Genomic DNA, 17,965 nt, shown 5'->3' with positions numbered 1-17,965 from the left:
GAACTAATACGTGTTACACTGTAACACTCCGATTGTAGTCCCATCCTCCGATCGCTGTTATCCCCAGATTTTTTTTAATTCCCTTCTTCAAAGGGAAAATCCGGGGATAGCGTATGCTTCCGAAGTAGCTTTCTTGCGAAAGCTTTGTGTAAATGTTTAGATTGAATCTTATATTGTGATCTAAATATGGATTTCTTGAAACTAGATCATTCCACCGGCTTGTTCGATTATAGACATAGCACGGTGATGTACCGATTCATCTACGATGACCGTTAGTAATACATCCCTTCCCGTAGGTCCACCCTGTCCACCATCACTCATGCCGCTTGCAGAAGGGTCCGCCGCAGCCATGATTCCAGCACTGGCATTTGTTTGCATCGAATCGGGCACCCATGATGAAAAACTGCCGGAAACGCCCGGCTTGTAGGAAGCCCCGCTTGGTCCTACACCCGCATATCGGCTGAATCGATTAATGGACAGGTCCTCCACTCGCAATGCCTCCAGTTTTTTGGCTGCCCCTTGAGCCTGCTCCGGGCTGTGAAAGTACGCCAAAATATTTTTCTCGGTCATCCGCTTCACCTGCTTCCCTAATTTCTCGCATATCAGCTATGCATATCATTCTCGCCATGCTATCTTTCCGCAAGTTCGCTCAGAATATACCGAAATGCTCCCACAAATTGCTGTCGTTCTTCGTAGCATATATCCATGGATTTTGCCAAAACCACTGAACCACTAAAAAAAGCGTACAAAAAAGGACACCCTGCGGTAAAAACCGCTGTGGTGTCCTTTGGGACTTGCTATATTTTATTCTCAGTCGCCGCGAAATGCACGTTTCACTCGATCAAAGAAAGATTGTTCATGCTCATGTGTTTGCTCTCCATCCAGCGCAGCAATTTGGCGAAGCAGATCTTTCTGCTCGTCATTCAGCTTACTAGGTGTAACCACAACCACTTTCACATGTTGATCCCCTTGCCCCATACCGCGCAGGCGTGGTACACCTTTGCCTTTGAGTCGGAAATACGTTCCCGTTTGTGTACCAGCTGGTACTTTCAACTTCACTTTCTCGGTCAGCGTCGGGATTTCAACTTCATCTCCCAGAGCTGCCTGAGCAAAGGTAAGTGGGATTTCGCAATAAATATCGTCCCCTTCACGCTCGAAGAAATCATGTGATTTCACGCGAATGACAATATACAGATCTCCCGCTGGTCCGCCACGCAGGCCTCCCTCGCCCTCACCTGTCATACGAAGTTGCGCGCCGTCATCTACACCCGCTGGAATGCGAACATGGATTTTGCGTTGCTTGCGGACTTTACCGCTACCACTGCACGTTGTACATTTTTCTTTGATAATTTGGCCCGAACCACTACAGTTCGAACATGCACGACGATTAACCATACGACCAAAAGGTGTATTTTGCACGACTTCCTGCTGACCGCTACCTTGGCAGACCGAGCAGGTTTCCGGTTTCGTTCCAGGTTTGGCACCTGAGCCATGACAGGTATCACAGCCTTCGGTACGCGGAATCGTAATATCGGTTTCTTTACCGAATACAGCTTCCTTGAACTCGATCGTCATCGTGTACTGCAAATCATTTCCCCGTTGCGGAGCATTTGGATCACGTCGTCCACCGCCACCACCGCCAAAGAACATGTCGAAGATGTCGCCAAATCCGCCGCCGCCAAAATCACCGCCACCACCGAATCCACCTTGATTCGGATCGACATGACCATATTGATCATATTGTGCACGCTTCTGACCGTCACTCACTACGTCGTAAGCTTCTTTAACTTCTTTAAATTTAGCTTCCGCATCAGCAGCCTTGTTTACGTCAGGGTGATACTGACGGGCAAGCTTACGGTAAGCCTTTTTAATCTCATCGTCGTTAGCCGTTTTACTAACGCCAAGCACCTCATAATAATCACGCTTTTCAGCCACTCTTCCACCCCCATATCATTCACCATATCGCACATCGTGACAAAAGGAAAGCCAAAGCGCGGGAGCCCCGGCTATGACTTTCCCTCTAATTCGAACGTCACCGATGTTTAATTCGCGTAGAACTACGAATTAGTTTTGTTTTTTATCTTCATCCACAACTTCGTAATCAGCGTCTACGACGTTATCACGTTTAGCGGAACCTTGTTGCTCTTCAGCACCTTGTGCTTCTTGCTCTTGCGCCTGAGCTTGCTCATACAGTTTCACGGACAGTTGTTGAACGATCTCTGTCAGTTCTTCTGTAGCAGCTTTGATATCTTCCAGGTTGTCGGAAGCCAGAACGCCTTGCAGTTTTTCTTTGGCAGCATTTGCTTTTTCAACTTCGCCAGCATCTGCTTTTTCGCCAAGATCTTTGATCGTTTTGTCAACAGAGTAGATCAATTGATCTGCACTGTTTTTCGCTTCAACGAGTTCTCTGCGTTTTTTATCTTCTTCAGCGTGCAACTCAGCATCTTTCATCATTTGCTCAACTTCAGCATCGCTCAAACCGCTGGAAGAAGTGATTGTGATTTTTTGAGTTTTGTTAGTACCTTTATCTGTTGCAGATACGTTAACGATACCGTTGGCATCAATATCGAAGCTAACTTCGATCTGTGGAACGCCACGCGGAGCTGGTGGAATATCACCCAACATGAACCGTCCAAGCGATTTGTTACCTGCTGCCATCTCACGCTCACCTTGCAGAACATGAATCTCAACGCTTGGTTGATTGTCTGCATATGTGGAGAATACTTGAGATTTGCTTGTAGGGATCGTTGTGTTACGCTCGATCATTTTAGTGAATACGCCACCTGCTGTTTCGATACCAAGGGACAGTGGAGTTACGTCAAGCAATACAACGTCTTTCACGTCACCTGTCAGTACGCCCGCTTGTACAGCAGCACCCAAAGCTACAACTTCATCCGGGTTAACGCCTTTGTGAGGCTCTTTACCCGTCAGTTTTTTGATTGCTTCTTGTACTGCAGGAATACGTGTGGAACCACCAACCAATACGATCTTGTCGATATCGTTAGCTGTCATACCCGCATCACTCAATGCACGACGAGTTGGTTCAAGCGTACGCTCAACCAGACCTGCAGAGATTTCTTCAAATTTCGCACGGCTCAGGTTCAACTCCAAATGCTGAGGAACGCCATCAGCAACCGTGATGAACGGCAAGGAGATCGTTGTAGTCAATACGCCGGAAAGTTCTTTTTTCGCTTTTTCCGCTGCATCTTTCAAACGTTGAACCGCTGCTTTATCTTTACTCAAGTCAATGCCTTGATCTTTTTTGAATTCACTTACGAGATAATCAATGATTACTTGGTCAAAGTCATCCCCGCCCAGTTGGTTGTCCCCGCTCGTTGCTTTAACTTCGAAGAAGCCGTCACCCAGTTCAAGAATGGATACGTCGAACGTACCGCCACCCAGGTCATATACGAGAATTGTTTGGTCTTCGGATTTCTCCATACCGTATGCCAAAGCTGCTGCTGTAGGCTCGTTGACGATACGCAGAACTTCCAAACCTGCAATTTTACCCGCATCTTTAGTCGCTTGACGCTGACTGTCATTGAAGTAAGCTGGTACAGTGATAACTGCTTGAGTTACCGTTTGACCCAGATAAGCTTCAGCATCAGTTTTCAATTTTTGCAGGATGATTGCAGAGATCTCTTGTGCAGAGTAGTCTTTGCCATCAATTGTTTCCTTGTGGGAAGTACCCATGTGACGTTTGATCGACATGATGGTACGATCCGGATTGGTGATCGCTTGACGTTTTGCAGTTTCACCAACAACGCGCTCCCCATCTTTTTTGAAACCAACTACGGATGGAGTTGTACGTGCGCCCTCCGGATTTGGAATTACGACAGCCTCGCCGCCTTCCATTACTGCTACGCATGAGTTTGTTGTTCCTAAGTCAATACCAATTACTTTGCTCATCCGAAAATTTCCTCCCTCAACAATTTAAAATGAATGGGTCTGATCTGACCCCTATTTAGATGTTCATGTTGCTAATCGTGCTCTATGTGTACAAACCTTTATATTAAACTTCGCCCACATTGTTCAACTATGGAGCCGACTCATTCCTTCCTATAAGGAAATTATGAGCTGACTTTAACCATAGCTGGACGAAGCACTTTATCTTTCAGCATGTAGCCTTTTTGGACTTCCTCAACAACGATACCTTCTTCGTACTCGTCGCTCTCCACTTGCATAATAGCTTGGTGGAATTCAGGATTGAACGGTTGTCCTACCGATTCCATTGCCGTCAGACCTTCGTTATTCATCACGGTTTCCAATTGACGGAAAATCATTTGGATGCCCTTGGAGAAAGATTCGACCTCTGCTCCTTCCGGTACAGTAGCCATGGCGCGCTCGAAGTTATCAATAACCGGTACCAGTTCGGTGACCAGCTTCATCGAAGCATATTTAGCCAATTCTTCTTTTTCCTTCTGCGTACGACGACGGAAGTTGTCAAAATCAGCCTGTGCACGGACATAACGCTGCTGTTGCTCCTCAGCTTCTGCCTTCAGACGTGCAAGCTCATCCTGCTCCTGATCAGCGATCTCTTCAGCTTGTGCTTCTGCAGCGCCAGCTTCATTAATAGGCTCCTGCTCAGCTGTTGTTACCTCTTGTTCTTCTGTAAATGATTGCTCCTCTTTCAAGATGTTCACCTCCTTATACGAATGAAATGGTTCATTCCCGAATCTTATTTGAACCGATGCGTCAGCATCGCCGTCAAGTCACGGGATAGTGTATTTAGAATATGAATGACACGTGCATAATCCATCCGCGTGGGTCCTAGAATACCAATCGAACCCAAAGCCTCACCGTCCAATGAATAGGAGGCTGTAATCAGGCTGCAGTTGGCAAAGGCTTCATGATCATTCTCAGTGCCGATTCGCACTTGAATACCAGATCCACCCGGCACGGGCATCATCAATTTCATGAGTGTTGGTGTCTCTTCCAGCAGGTCAAGAATATCTTTTACCTTTTCGATATCTTTAAACTCCGGTTGAGTCAACATATTGGTGGCACCACTGAGGAACAGACGATTATCATGTTCGTTATCAAAGGCACTGTTCAGCACCTGCATAACTTCCTCATAACGTGTAATATGCCGCTCCATCTCTTGCCCAAGTTCGGTATAAAGACGGGATTTCAATTTGTAGATGGGTACGCCCACAAGCTTGGTATTTAACAAGCGAACCACATTTTCCATCTCGGCTACCGAGATTTCTGGTGGAATCTGGACCGTCTTGTTCTCCACCTGACCTGTATTGGTCACAATGATTGCCACAGCTTCACTTTCGTTCAGCGGAAGCAATTGGAAGTGACGAAGGGACGTATGGAATACTTCAGGCCCAAGCAGGATCGAAGTATAGTTCGTCATATGTGACAAAATATTGGATGCATGCTGAATAACTTGTTCCATGACGTTCAGTTTTTCAGCGAAGAACGACTTCAGATCATCCAACTCCTGAGGCTCCACCTGATTCCAGGGAACCAAATGATCGACATAATATCGATAGCCTTTATGGGATGGAATGCGTCCAGCCGATGTATGCGGCTGTTCCAGAAAGCCCATATCTTCAAGGTCCGCCATTTCATTACGGATCGTCGCCGGACTGTATCCAACATCTCCCCTTTTGGAAATGCTCCGGGACCCTACGGGCTCAGCTGAACGGATATAGTCATCCACTATAGCGTTCAGAATCATTCGTTGACGCTCTGTTAACATGGTGAGTATTCCCTCCTTCTGACTGTACTGTCCCATGTCGTTAGCACTCCGGTTAGATGAGTGCTAAGCGGTAATACAAAAATACCAAACTGACGTGAACATTGTCAAGTGAGTTTGATGAGTGGGCTCATCTATTTATAGTATAGACCAATGTCAACGAGTCCTAACAACTTTAGTGAATATAGTTTGGAGTAAAAAAAGGACTGCATGTAGGGCAGAGGCTGACTCGGCTCGATCCATGCAGTCCATTCAGTTATTAGGCTGAAACGTTAAGCTCTTTCAATACCGCGATCTCGTCACAACAATCCTGCTTGCTGCAATGAACACAGTCGGTCCATACTTTCTCGGGGAAAATTTCTTTTTCCACCACGGCAAAGCCATTTTTGAGGAAGAAGGATACTTCATATGTCAACGCCATCACCTTGGGAATCTGTTGTTTCTCCGCCTCTTCTACCAGTCGATCCAGCAATCGCGAGCCAATACCGAGCCCTTTGTGCCCTTCCGAGATACCGAGTGATCTGACTTCTACCAAATCATTCCCCAGACGACAAAGCGATCCGCAACCCACCACTTCACCATCAACTTCGGCTACAACAAAGTGCTCCAGCTGCCGGTGCAGTATTTCCCGTGATCGCGGAAGCATGATCCCACGCTCTGCATAGCCCTTAATCATTTCATACAGTGGTTCAACATCTTCCGGCACGGCTTTTCTGCATATTACCGACATCCTGCTCTCCTCCTATTACCAAGCTTTCCAGAGGAAAGCTGACTTCGTAGTTGTTAAATTAACACGCTCTGTAAAATCAATATGAATAAATATACAACAGAGCGTATAGAATTTCAAGCTACGAATTCAGCGATATGGACCCGATAAACTCCGCAAAAACGTCATTTCCGAACAAGATACCCTGCTCGCTCAGTCGGAAGCCGTCTGCCGTCCGCTCAAGCAACCCTGCGTTCAACATTTTGCCCAAAGGCTTCGCAAACACTTCTTCCATGGACTCTCCGAACTGTTCGCTAAACCGTGAGGCTGAAGCCCCCTCCAACATTCTCAGTCCAACCATCAGATAATCTTCCATGGCCTCCGGGCGAGCAATCTCAAAATGATCCAGACGAGGCAGCCCTGCTCGTGAAGCTTCAACATAAGGATTTATACCTTTAATATTCATATGCCGTTCGCGGCCCACATATCCATGTGCACCTGCACCCAGACCATAGTAGTCCTCATTACGCCAGTAGGTAATATTGTGACGACTCTCAAAGCCCGGCTTGGCAAAGTTACTGATCTCGTATTGTCCATAGCCTGCTTCTTTCATACGTCTCATTAATAGAAGATACATCTCCAGCTCGTCATCTTCATGAGGGAGTGGTAACTGGTTCTTCTGATACAGTGTATGGAAAAGTGTATTCTCCTCCACTTTCAGGCTGTAGATGGAGTAATGCGGCAGATCCAGTTCCAGCGCTTTGTCGATACTCTCATTCAACATCTCTACGGTCTGGTTCGGCAAACCAAACATCAGGTCAATGGAAAGGTTATTCAAGCCCGCTTTACGAGCGTTCTCCAAACTGCGATATACATCATCCGTATTGTGAATACGGCCAATGCCTGTCAGCAGATCATTCTGAAACGCCTGCACGCCAAAGCTGACACGGTTGACGCCGCCTTCTTTCATCGCGGCGAGTTTCTCCGCATCCGTGGTCCCCGGGTTGGCTTCCATCGAAAATTCAATATCCTCCGCCCAATTTGGGAAATACGTCTTCACGGAACGAAGAAATACTGCCATCTCATCCGGTTTCAGAGCTGTTGGTGTACCCCCACCTACAAATATGGTCTTGATCTCACCCGGTGGATTGGCCTTAACTGTATGTTCCATCTCCCGTTCCAGCGCTTCGAGATATTGCATCACGGGCTGATCTTTCAGAACGTAGGAGTTAAAGTCGCAATAAAAACATTTATTTGTGCAAAAGGGAATGTGAAGATACACCGCTTGGGGCGCACCTGTCTTCCGGCTGTGTGCTGCCAATGTCATGGCAAGTCCCCCTCTATTTGAAAAAAGGAAAGCCATCCGGCTTCCCTTTCAGCTTAGTTATTTAATATTCTGTGTTGTAACCGAAATTGAATTCTCCTTAATCTAATTTGAATACACACATTCTGTGTTGTACCTCAAAATAGATTGTTTAATCATCAATTTTCAGTACCGCCATGAATGCCTCTTGTGGCACCTCAACGTTACCAACCTGCTTCATCCGCTTCTTACCTTCCTTCTGCTTCTCAAGCAGTTTCCGTTTCCGCGAGATGTCACCACCATAACACTTGGCAAGTACGTTTTTACGCATTGCTTTTACCGTCTCACGAGCAACAACCTTGGTACCTACGGATGCCTGAATTGGCACCTCGAACATTTGCCGTGGAATCAGCTCGCGCAGTTTCTCACAGACAATGCGTCCGCGGTTATAGGCACGGTCACGGTGAACGATGAAGGACAGAGCATCCACCTGTTCGCCATTGAGTACAATATCCATTTTCGCCAGATTGGACTGACGGTAACCGGACAGCTCATAATCCAGGGATGCATATCCTTTGGTACCGGATTTCAACTGGTCGAAAAAGTCATATACAATCTCGGACAACGGAATCTCATAGGTAATGGTAACCCGGGTTGTGTCCAGATATTCCATATTCACATATTCACCGCGTTTATTCTGACACAGTTCCATAATGGTACCTACATAATCATTCGGTACGATAATATCTGCCTTGACGTATGGTTCCTCGACGTAATCAATCCGTCCCACCTCAGGATAGTTGGATGGGTTGTCGATTTTCATCACTTCACCATTTGTTAAGGTGACGTGATAGATTACACTTGGTGCCGTTGTGATCAACGGAATGTTAAACTCCCGCTCGATCCGCTCCTGGATAACGTCCATGTGTAGCAGTCCAAGGAATCCGCAACGGAATCCAAAACCGAGTGCACTGGATGTTTCCGGTTCAAAGCTCAGAGACGCATCGTTCAACTGCAATTTCTCCAACGCTTCACGCAGATCAACATAGTCCGATGTTTCGATCGGATAGAGACCACAATACACCATTGGGTTAATTTTACGATAACCCGGCAAAGGTTCCGGTGTTGGATTTTTGGCATCCGTTACCGTATCCCCGACTTGTGTATCGCCAACATGCCGGATACCTGCAACAATAAATCCAACATCACCCACGTTCAGCTCGTCCACGATGGTCATGCGAGGTTTGAACGCTCCAACTTCAATGACTTCAAATGATTTACCTGTTGCCATCATTTTGATTTTGGAACCCGATTTGATTTTGCCGTCAACAACACGTACATATACGATTACACCTTTGTACGGGTCATAGTGCGAGTCAAAAATCAGCGCTTTCAAAGGTTGGTCAGGATCACCAGTCGGTGCAGGAACACTTTGCACCACTTGCTCCAAAATTTCTTTGATTCCGATGCCTGATTTGGCCGAAGCCAAAACCGCATTACTTGTGTCCAAACCAATAACATCTTCCACTTCCTGCTTCACCCGTTCAGGGTCAGCACTTGGAAGGTCAATTTTGTTGATAACTGGTAAAATTTCAAGGTTGTTATCCAGTGCCAGATACACATTGGCAAGTGTTTGGGCTTCAATTCCCTGAGCCGCATCCACAACCAGCAGAGCACCTTCACATGCAGCAAGACTGCGTGATACTTCATATGTGAAGTCTACGTGTCCAGGTGTATCAATCAGATTCAATAAATACTCTTCACCGTCATCCGCTTTGTAAGTCAAAGCTACTGCTTGTAGCTTGATCGTTATTCCACGTTCACGTTCAAGGTCCATCTTATCCAGAACCTGTTCCTGCATTTCACGCGAAGTGAGCGCACCTGTGTGCTCCAAGATCCGGTCCGCAAGTGTTGATTTGCCGTGATCTATATGTGCAATGATAGAAAAGTTACGAATTTTACGTTGTCTTGCCCGAATGTCAGTCATTCCTTACCCCCAGAAACAGCCTAGTGTCAATCACTTCATTATAACAGTTGAAGCACAGTGCATCAATCCCGTGATGTCTCAACTTTACAATAAAGTGTGATCATACACTCCTAGAGGTTATATTGTACCTTTAATCCATGGTATTTTATTCAGCAACGCCGCTAAAAAGAGAGACCACCCACTTGATTCCACTATGTGAGAGATTTTGCAGTAGTCCTGCCGTTTTGTCTGCCAACACATCGACCGGTGCCTTACTCTGATCAGCCCCAAGCACTTGGCTTGGTGACTGAACAGGTACAAATGGGGGTTCTTTGATTTCCTTTTGCACAGGTGCAGCTGGAACAGATTCGGTTACCGAGGAAGTTGGCTCAGTTGTTACCATGGTTGACGTGCCTCCTGATGGATTGCCAATCTGAAAGTTGCCGCCAGCCAGCTGCATTCCAAACAGAACACCCAGCAACATTAATACAGCCATGGATAACAGTCTTTTACCGAATCTGGACATATGCCTAGCCTCCTGTCACTCTCTACTATTTTCATCTTCTTACATATATAGTCCCTACCCACCCTGCGACGAGGTTTCCGCACTGGCTTTGTCCACCTTCTGATCTTCCCAATACACTTGGGCAATCATGTCTGCGAGGATCTTTGATGTCCGTTGTAACTCAGCTCCTGTATTGTCAATGCCGCCTATCTCGATCAAAATGCTGTTGGGTGAAAGGGTTTGGTTATACTCTCCATTGTTGGCGCCGCCGCCATCCTTACCCCACACACCACGGGATACTCCAGGGTACTTGGCTTCCAGCTTCTTATGAATTTTCGCTGCAAAGGCTTCATTCTGCCGCCAATTTGGATTTTCATGTCCAATAATGAAATACACTTTGGCGTAGCCCAAGTCATTAATTGTCGTTGTTGTTTTGCCATGACGCTGTGAATCGCGGTGAATGTCTATGAGGTACGTCAGATCATCATTTTGAGCAAGTGCCGCTTTTACCGTTTGACGAGAATATTTATAGGAATAGTTCCAGTTATAATCCTTTACTTTAGTCGGGTAATCATCCTTGGCGTGCTCTACGCCGATTCCCAGCTTCTCCAGACTGTCTGAGAGATAGGTGCCCACTTGAAACACATTGCCTGTTGATTTGCCTGATGATGGATTATCACTTTTCGTACCTAGCAATGGATTGTATCCTTCCCGTGGATGGGAATGATAGATAAGAATTGATTTTTTGCCTGTTGTCGGGGAGCCTGAATTATCTTTCTCTCCATTCTTCGCTGGGGGATCTGCCTTGCCTTCTCCATCCCCAGGCTCGCTCGAATCAGGCGGATCCGTATTGTCCTGACCTGGTGGAACATGCAGCTCACTACCGGGTTTCCCTCCACCTGAGGAAGCTGTATCTGTAAGACCAGGACCGGGCTGATAATCTTCGGGAGCTTCGGCTTTTTCGTTACCAGAGCCAGGACGGAGCAGGACAGGTTGGTTGGAACCCATGCCCGGCATTTCTCTCGCAATCAGGCTCTTGGGATCTTGAGGGTTGACATTCGTTAGTAATTGGAAAACAAATGAAGTGAGATTCTCACCGGATATGGCAGAGGTCTGTTCTTTCTGGGTGAGATGGGGCATCTCCATACCGAGCATATCGATGAAAAAGCGGCTTGATACAGCACTGGCAAATCCTTTCATTGAAGAAACGGGTGAATTATTCAAGCGTTTCTCTGCCATGCCCCCAAGACCAAGTACGACAAAAAACAAGGCAGATATGATCATAAGCAACAACAACGTACGGCCCATGGCCAGCACGTGCAGACATCTTTTTTTCCACTTCCCAATATTCCAGGCCAATATCTTGTTCATTCTGCTGTCTCCTTCCCTGCTGGACAACTCTTATACTTCAACTCTATGAGCCCGCGCAATCTGATAGAACAGGAAAATGAAAGATTCCAGAAACAAAAAAAAGAAAGTCCGATAGATTCGGACCTCCTTCTCAGCAGTTATAAGGTTTAATGTGTATAGGCGGCTACGTTATCCGGATTCACGGCATCATGGAGTGCAGCGTTAAGTCCTGTAGCGATAACATTGGCAATTCCTTCAATAAACTCATCGATTTCCTTTGGGGTAACAATGAGGTCATGACCCAGTGGCTCCAGTACCTCTTTCACCAGACTCAAGCGATCTTGCTCACCAATGTCGTCCAGCATGCCCATGATCTGTTTGGTCTGATCCGTTTCCTGGCGAAAGTGTGAGCGCATCATCTCAATCACATTATTCACGATGGTGGACGCATAACATACGGTTGGTACTCCGATGGCGATGCAAGGCACACCTAGTATCTCACGGGTCAGGCCACGCCGTTTGTTTCCAATACCAGAACCAGGATGAATACCAATGTCCGCTACCTGAATGGTTGTATTTACACGTTCCAAGGAACGGGAGGCCAGGGCATCAATCGCAATAATGGCATCCGGCTTGGTCCGGTCTACAATCCCCTGTACGATGTCACTGGATTCAATACCCGTTTTACCGAGCACGCCTGGCGCAATCGCGCTGACCTCCCGATATCCTGGCGCAACCTGATCTGGCACCAATTCGAAATACTGACGGGTTACCATCAGATTTTCCACAACAAGTGGACCGAGTGAATCCGGGGTGACATTTAAGTTGCCCAGGCCAACAATCAAGACCTTGGATGTTTTGTTGATTCCGGCCTTGATCATAAAATCTTCCATTTCACGTGTGAACTCGGCAGCAACTCGCTCCTGTAACTCGGTATCACCATTCCGTAGGGAAGGTACTTCCAAGGTGACATAGTGGCCTTTTACCCGACCAATAGCCGTGGCTGCTTCTTCATTCAGGACATCAATACGTGTAATCGTAATACCCTCTTTTTTCTCCACATCTTCCCGCAGTCCGGGGATCGTCTGTTTCTGTCCACCTTGCGCCATTTCCTTGGAGTCGATCGCCAAATCGGTACGAACTGTATAGTTTTGCAAATCCAGTGTCATTCTGTCCCTGCCTCCCTTACCGCATTTGAGCATATTGTGTGGGAAAAAGGGTTTCTTTATACAGCATGTCGAACATCGTAGGAATATCTGTTGCATTTTACATGCTAGCGTGATAGAATATTTTAAGTTGTGAAACGTTTGTATTCATGCAAATGCCTTACAGGAGGTGAATGTAATGCCAAACATCAAATCCGCTGTTAAACGCGTAAAAACGAGCGACAAGCGCCGCGCACTCAACGCTTCCCAGAAGTCTGCACTCCGTACAGCTGTTAAAGCTGCTGATGCTGCTCTGGTAAGTAACGAAGTTGATACTGCAAAAGCTGCGATTCAAGCTGCTTCCAAAAAGCTGGACAAGGCTGTAACTAAAGGTCTGGTTCATAAAAATGCTGCAGCACGCAAAAAGTCTCGCTTGGCGAAAAAACTGAACGCTCTTTCCGCACAAGCGTAAGAAGCGTTACTTATACGATCCAATGGAAAAATCCTGAACAGCATAGGCTTTCAGGATTTTTTAGTATCTGATTCGATAAGTATAAGACACAAACAAAAGCGACCTTTATTCCGATGATTTAACTATCATGGAACAAAGGTCGCTTTGTTTGTTATTCACACTAGTAATCTATTACGTTTACGTATTCATTCACGCACCAAGTCTCAATAAGAACAGCTCCAGACCAAGTACTTTATCCACCGCTCCTGTTTTCATCTGATAATCCAGTTCGCTGAGGTGACTCAGAATCATTCTCAGACGTTCCGGCTGAAATTTACGGGCTTGTTCACCCGCAATTTTAACAGCATACGGATGCAAACCAAGCTGACTGGCAATCTGCTGCTGGGAGTAACTTTGTTGGCCCAACTCCTTCACCTGGATCATGATCCGAAACTGACGTGCGATTAAAGCCGCAATTTTAATCGGTTCTTCCCGCTGCTTCAGCAACTCATAGAAAAGAGCCAACGCTTTCTCTAATCGCAAATTAGCGAGTTCCTCCACTAGCGAAAATACATTCTGCTCTGTACTACGGGCAACCAGTGACTCGATATCAGCACGCTTGATTGTCCCCCCATTACCCGCAAACAAACATAACTTGTCTACTTCAGCAGACAGGGTCTGAAGACCTGTTCCTGCATAGCTGATCAACGTTTCCGCCGCTCCCGTCTCCAAGGAAACATCCCGCTGCTTCGCCAGTTTCACTATCCAATTCAACAGCTCATCTCCACTGAGTGGAGCAAAAGCAAGAACTACTGCCTGTTTTTTGACAGCCTTCACCAGTTTCTTACGCTCATCCAGCTTATCCCCTTGGGCCAGGAAAACAATCGTACTGTAATCTGCCGGATTTTCCATATATGTAAGCAGACGATCAACCTGATGTTCAATTTTGGATTCTTTACCTGCGGTGAACAGGCTCGCGTCCCTTACAATAATTAATTTGCGTGGAACCAGAAAAGGTACCGTCTCTGCTTCTTCAATAACGACCTCCACAGCCGTTTCAGACAAATCATATGGAATAATGGCAAAATCACGATGTTCTTCTTCAATAACCTGTTCTTTTAACATATCCGTAAATTGCTGTATCTGGTACTTCTCCGTTCCGTACAGCACATAGATCGGTGCCGTTTCTCCATTACGTATTGCCTTTGTTGCACTTTTTACATCCATTCACGGCGCCTCCCTATCCCTCTTATCCTACCAGAAAAAATGCAAGACAACAAAGGGACCTTACATCCAGTTATGGATGAAGGTCCCCTGTCCTACATCTATATAAACGCAGACACCAGCCATTCTAGAAAAAGCCAGCGCGCGGTCATACGACGTCAGTTGTTTGAACTGAGATAGGACGTTTTGTTACTTCCATTATATGCTTGTCATACTGAAAATGTTCTTTCGTTTGAGGAGCGAACTTCCCAATCTTAATTATTTCGCAGAAGCTCCACCTGAAACGGCAGGTACATTAAACGAATTCTTCGCCGTTGTTCCGTCCTTGTCCGTTTCGTAATTAAATAGGGTACCATCCTTAGACCAACTCGCTGACTTCAGTGTCCCCTCTATACTGCGTTGTTCAACCAAATTTAGAACATCCGGTTCGCTCACAGGTTTGGAGTATATGCTGATTTGATCACCAATAAGCATAACTACATAAGAGCCGTCAGGGGATTTCCATTCTTTTGGTGCTGCCGTTGTTGTCATTTCCTGATCCTGTCCTGCTGCAAAACCTTTGTTTCCTCCAGAGGCGTCTGCACCTGCACTGGAATCAGGTACAGTGTTACCTTCAACCGGAACATCTTCAGTCATATTAGGTGTTGTATCCTGAGAAGTGAAGGATTGCGCATCTCCATTTTCTGTTTCTGTTACTCCACTCTCTTCCCCATCTGCAGAAGATTTAGGAGAATCTCCTGATCCCTGAATTCTCTGTTCAGAATCTTGGTTCTGAACCGGATTCTTCTGATTATCGGTCGAAGGAGTTCTGGACGAATTATCCTGCGGTCCTTTATTCGGAGCAGGCGTTGATTCGGTAGCCGGTTGTTTAGGTGTCGGATCTGACTGAACTTCAGGCTCCTGTACCCCATCTCCACCGTTCTCTTCAGGAATTGTTTCTACGTCTTGGTTATCTGGTTTAGTTGGTGAAACATTCGATTGATCCACAAACACATCGTTGCTGCTTGGTTGGGACGAAGTGGCAGGATCATAATTTTCAATATTCTTGCTTAATGGATTCTCGTCCACATTGCCGCTCTCTTGAGAAGCTCCAGAGCTCATCAGCATGGAATCGGCATTCTCAATCTGTTCAGGCGGATTTCCCCAGATGGCGAATCCCAATATAACTGCCGCAGCCGCTGCACCCATGGACATACGTCCTGCCATCGAGTTAAGCCATTTTTGCTTCGTTTTCCGCTCACTTGAACGTTGTAAATTCTCAAATGTAGCGGGGACAGGATTCATTTCCTGTATGGTGCTACTTTGTTCCTTCCGCGCTTCGTCAATGGCATCAAGTTGTGGCATAATCGCATCCACCAGACTAAATTTCGGGCTTACTTGCGGTAATTCTTCCAGTTCTCTGGAAAGAGCTCTGAGTAAACTAAAATTCTCGGCGCACTCCGGACACTTTGCCACATGCTGTAGCATCTGCGCGGTTTCCGCCTCGCCCAGATCATGATCCAGATAGCGGTGCATCCATTCCACCACCTCTTCGCATTTCATCCTGTCACACCACCTTTCTGATATTCCTGTAGTAGATTCTGTAATTGCTGCCTGGCTCTAAATAAATAAGATTTCACCGTATTCAACGGAAGATCGAGACAATCCGCAATTTCATTGTAGGATAAGTCCTGCAAATATCTTAGAACAATAACGGTACGATGATGCTCGGGAAGCTTGTTGATCGCATCCTGAATGTCTTGGGCCACATATGTAGACATGACCTCGTACTCCACATCCTGATTATCCTGAAAAACCATGTCATGTTCGTCAATGGAGACGGACGGCTTGGTTCTTCTGAATTTATCAATACAGATGTTCGTGACGATGCGTTGTACCCATGTTTTGAATTGGGCCTTTTCTTCGTATGAGTTGATTTTGGTGTAAATTCGGATCAACGCTTCCTGCGCAGCATCCAAAGCGTCCTGTTCATTATTTAGAATGTAATATGCGGTCCGATAGACATGTTGTTCAATCTCCCGCAATAGGGTAATTAGAGCGTCGCGATCGCCCGATTGAGCGGCTCTGATGAGTTCCGGCTCTACCACAAAGGATCCCCCTCTCCCTGCAACCTTACAGACGTGATCATCAATAAAATTGTTGCAAAGTTAAGTATTTTTTTAATTTGCCATAACAAAATAACGGCGTATGTATTAGGGCCGCTGAAATCTTCTCTTAGAATAACAGAAATTGCATAACGAGTCACCAAACGTATCCAAAAACGATTCCATTACTTACACGACTCAATTCAAATGCAATGGCATACATTATAGATAAGCACTTTTTTGGTTCCTAAAATAAAAAAAGTCGAAATTTGTCCAAATTTAAGCTGATTTTAATGCAATTTTCATGAAAATAGTGTATTGTAAATTTACATTCATAAACACGAGGTGATGAGCATGCCAGCTCTTGCGAAAATTCAAGCTTTAAAAGAACAAATGCCCAAAGAATACCAAAGTATTTCCCACTTTGTGGAACATGCATTGGAGTCCATTGATACTCTGGTCGAGGAACATCGGAAGTACGTAGCTGCACAGGCATTATACGGCGATAAAATCGTTGGATCGGAAGAACGCTTGTACAGAGAAACCGTACTTGATGTCAGAGCACAGCTGTTGATGACTCTTGAGAAAACCGTAGAAGATCTGTTGCACAAGGGAGATAAACACTGGAACAAACACTTTAAGGACGGCGTTGAATAGTTCTTATATCTCTTCTACAATATGAAAAAATGGCCCGTTTTCCGATATTCTCCCTCGTGGAGTGTAACGGAAAGCGGGCTTTTTTGTGCTGTGACTTGCAATCAAATGATATGATTAATTGGTATCATTTCGATCAGCATAAAATCGTTTTACTTCTTTTTTCTCAGCCTGTGTATGCTAAAATATAGTAATTCCATTAGTCTTTCTCTTGTTGAATATAGTTATTTAAGATGGAGGTTAATATTCGAATGACAAACACCTATAGAATCAATAGGCCGCGCGGAAAAATACTTGCAGCTGTATTAACTGCGGTGTTCATTTCACTTGCAATGGGGATACATCACTATGTCCCTATAGATGAAAGATTAGAGAATACTTACTATTATTCATTCGGGTATACATTTGCGGTTGGATTATTGATTAACCTCGCTATTTTAATTTTCTTAATTACGCCACTTTCCATATTGGTGGATGGATTAATTTTATACAGAAAAAAAGATAATACGCATATGAGATTGCTCGTTACTATTGCCGCATATGCTCTATCAGGGTGCATAGGTGGGATCATCTACTCGATATTTACACGTAACTTCAATACTTTTTCTCCTCAAACTATCCACATTGTTGTATGTTCTCTTGTCTTTTTAACCTTCCAGTTGGTATTAAATCGGAGTTTTCTTCACTCATCTTCACACCGATAAATAGATTGCGTACGACTTAACCAATAAGGTTTCCATTTGATAAACTTATGTTTCCAATAGTGATGGCACTTCAGTATGATCTTTGGTATCATCACAAACAAATGGATAACTCAACGAAAAATTAAGAGCAGTCTAGAAAACTAAAGACTGCTCTTAATTTTTCAAC

17 protein-coding genes are annotated in these 17,965 nt (G+C 45.4%); 3 read left to right on the top strand and 14 right to left on the bottom strand.

Annotated elements, in window-relative coordinates; genetic code table 11:
• Positions 1-201: 201 nt before the first annotated feature.
• From FE296_RS05675 to gpr, 11 genes are all read right to left on the bottom strand, one after another.
• Complete coding sequence (locus tag FE296_RS05675; protein ID WP_017687219.1) at positions 202-570, bottom strand: hypothetical protein; 369 nt, start codon at positions 568-570, stop codon at positions 202-204.
• A gap of 240 nt (positions 571-810) precedes the next feature.
• A complete protein-coding gene (dnaJ, locus tag FE296_RS05670; protein ID WP_062835521.1) occupies positions 811-1,935 on the bottom strand; it encodes a molecular chaperone DnaJ in 1,125 nt (374 codons plus the stop codon).
• Positions 1,936-2,064: 129 nt separating this feature from the next.
• Positions 2,065-3,909, bottom strand: coding sequence for a molecular chaperone DnaK (dnaK, locus tag FE296_RS05665; protein ID WP_091028373.1), 1,845 nt, complete (start codon positions 3,907-3,909; stop codon positions 2,065-2,067).
• A gap of 161 nt (positions 3,910-4,070) precedes the next feature.
• Positions 4,071-4,634 carry a nucleotide exchange factor GrpE gene (gene grpE, locus FE296_RS05660; RefSeq protein ID WP_124115966.1) on the bottom strand — a complete coding sequence of 188 codons (564 nt, stop codon included), beginning with the start codon at positions 4,632-4,634 and terminating at the stop codon, positions 4,071-4,073.
• 44 nt (positions 4,635-4,678) lie between these two features.
• On the bottom strand, positions 4,679-5,710 hold the full coding sequence (hrcA, locus tag FE296_RS05655) for a heat-inducible transcriptional repressor HrcA (RefSeq protein WP_036615092.1): 1,032 nt from the start codon (positions 5,708-5,710) through the stop codon (positions 4,679-4,681).
• Between the two features lie 256 nt (positions 5,711-5,966).
• A complete protein-coding gene (locus tag FE296_RS05650) occupies positions 5,967-6,437 on the bottom strand; it encodes an N-acetyltransferase (RefSeq protein ID WP_017687214.1) in 471 nt (156 codons plus the stop codon).
• A 118-nt stretch (positions 6,438-6,555) separates the two neighbouring features.
• A complete protein-coding gene (hemW, locus tag FE296_RS05645; RefSeq protein WP_124115965.1) occupies positions 6,556-7,740 on the bottom strand; it encodes a radical SAM family heme chaperone HemW in 1,185 nt (394 codons plus the stop codon).
• A 148-nt stretch (positions 7,741-7,888) separates the two neighbouring features.
• Positions 7,889-9,703 (bottom strand): translation elongation factor 4, encoded by a 1,815-nt coding sequence (gene lepA / locus FE296_RS05640; protein ID WP_076332291.1) that lies wholly within the window; start codon positions 9,701-9,703, stop codon positions 7,889-7,891.
• A gap of 145 nt (positions 9,704-9,848) precedes the next feature.
• Positions 9,849-10,208 carry a hypothetical protein gene (locus FE296_RS05635; protein ID WP_124115964.1) on the bottom strand — a complete coding sequence of 120 codons (360 nt, stop codon included), beginning with the start codon at positions 10,206-10,208 and terminating at the stop codon, positions 9,849-9,851.
• Between the two features lie 54 nt (positions 10,209-10,262).
• Complete coding sequence (locus tag FE296_RS05630; RefSeq protein ID WP_124115963.1) at positions 10,263-11,558, bottom strand: stage II sporulation protein P; 1,296 nt, start codon at positions 11,556-11,558, stop codon at positions 10,263-10,265.
• Between the two features lie 146 nt (positions 11,559-11,704).
• On the bottom strand, positions 11,705-12,706 hold the full coding sequence (gpr, locus tag FE296_RS05625) for a GPR endopeptidase (protein ID WP_150364449.1): 1,002 nt from the start codon (positions 12,704-12,706) through the stop codon (positions 11,705-11,707).
• Between the two features lie 175 nt (positions 12,707-12,881).
• Here gpr and rpsT point away from each other — a divergent pair, with 175 nt between their 5' ends.
• Positions 12,882-13,154 (top strand): 30S ribosomal protein S20, encoded by a 273-nt coding sequence (gene rpsT / locus FE296_RS05620; protein WP_024628504.1) that lies wholly within the window; start codon positions 12,882-12,884, stop codon positions 13,152-13,154.
• Between the two features lie 189 nt (positions 13,155-13,343).
• Here the strand turns inward: rpsT and holA are convergent, their stop codons facing one another.
• From holA to FE296_RS05605, 3 genes are all read right to left on the bottom strand, one after another.
• Positions 13,344-14,360, bottom strand: a complete 1,017-nt coding sequence (gene holA, locus FE296_RS05615) for a DNA polymerase III subunit delta (RefSeq protein WP_091028363.1) — start codon at positions 14,358-14,360, stop codon at positions 13,344-13,346.
• 255 nt (positions 14,361-14,615) lie between these two features.
• Positions 14,616-15,899 carry a zf-HC2 domain-containing protein gene (locus FE296_RS05610; RefSeq protein WP_124115961.1) on the bottom strand — a complete coding sequence of 428 codons (1,284 nt, stop codon included), beginning with the start codon at positions 15,897-15,899 and terminating at the stop codon, positions 14,616-14,618.
• Positions 15,896-16,444, bottom strand: coding sequence for an RNA polymerase sigma factor (locus FE296_RS05605; RefSeq protein WP_017687205.1), 549 nt, complete (start codon positions 16,442-16,444; stop codon positions 15,896-15,898). The genes FE296_RS05610 and FE296_RS05605 overlap by 4 nt, the downstream gene beginning before the upstream one ends.
• A gap of 351 nt (positions 16,445-16,795) precedes the next feature.
• On the opposite strand from FE296_RS05605, the gene FE296_RS05600 reads away from it, so the two are divergent.
• Both FE296_RS05600 and FE296_RS05595 read left to right on the top strand, forming a co-directional pair.
• On the top strand, positions 16,796-17,098 hold the full coding sequence (locus FE296_RS05600) for a hypothetical protein (RefSeq protein WP_062835531.1): 303 nt from the start codon (positions 16,796-16,798) through the stop codon (positions 17,096-17,098).
• 248 nt (positions 17,099-17,346) lie between these two features.
• Positions 17,347-17,799 carry a hypothetical protein gene (locus FE296_RS05595; protein WP_150364448.1) on the top strand — a complete coding sequence of 151 codons (453 nt, stop codon included), beginning with the start codon at positions 17,347-17,349 and terminating at the stop codon, positions 17,797-17,799.
• Positions 17,800-17,965: the final 166 nt, after the last annotated feature.

The organism is Paenibacillus sp. UASWS1643 (assembly GCF_008693195.1).
Lineage (GTDB): Bacteria > Bacillota > Bacilli > Paenibacillales > Paenibacillaceae > Paenibacillus > Paenibacillus amylolyticus_B.
This window is presented reverse-complemented; position numbering and strand designations above follow the sequence as displayed.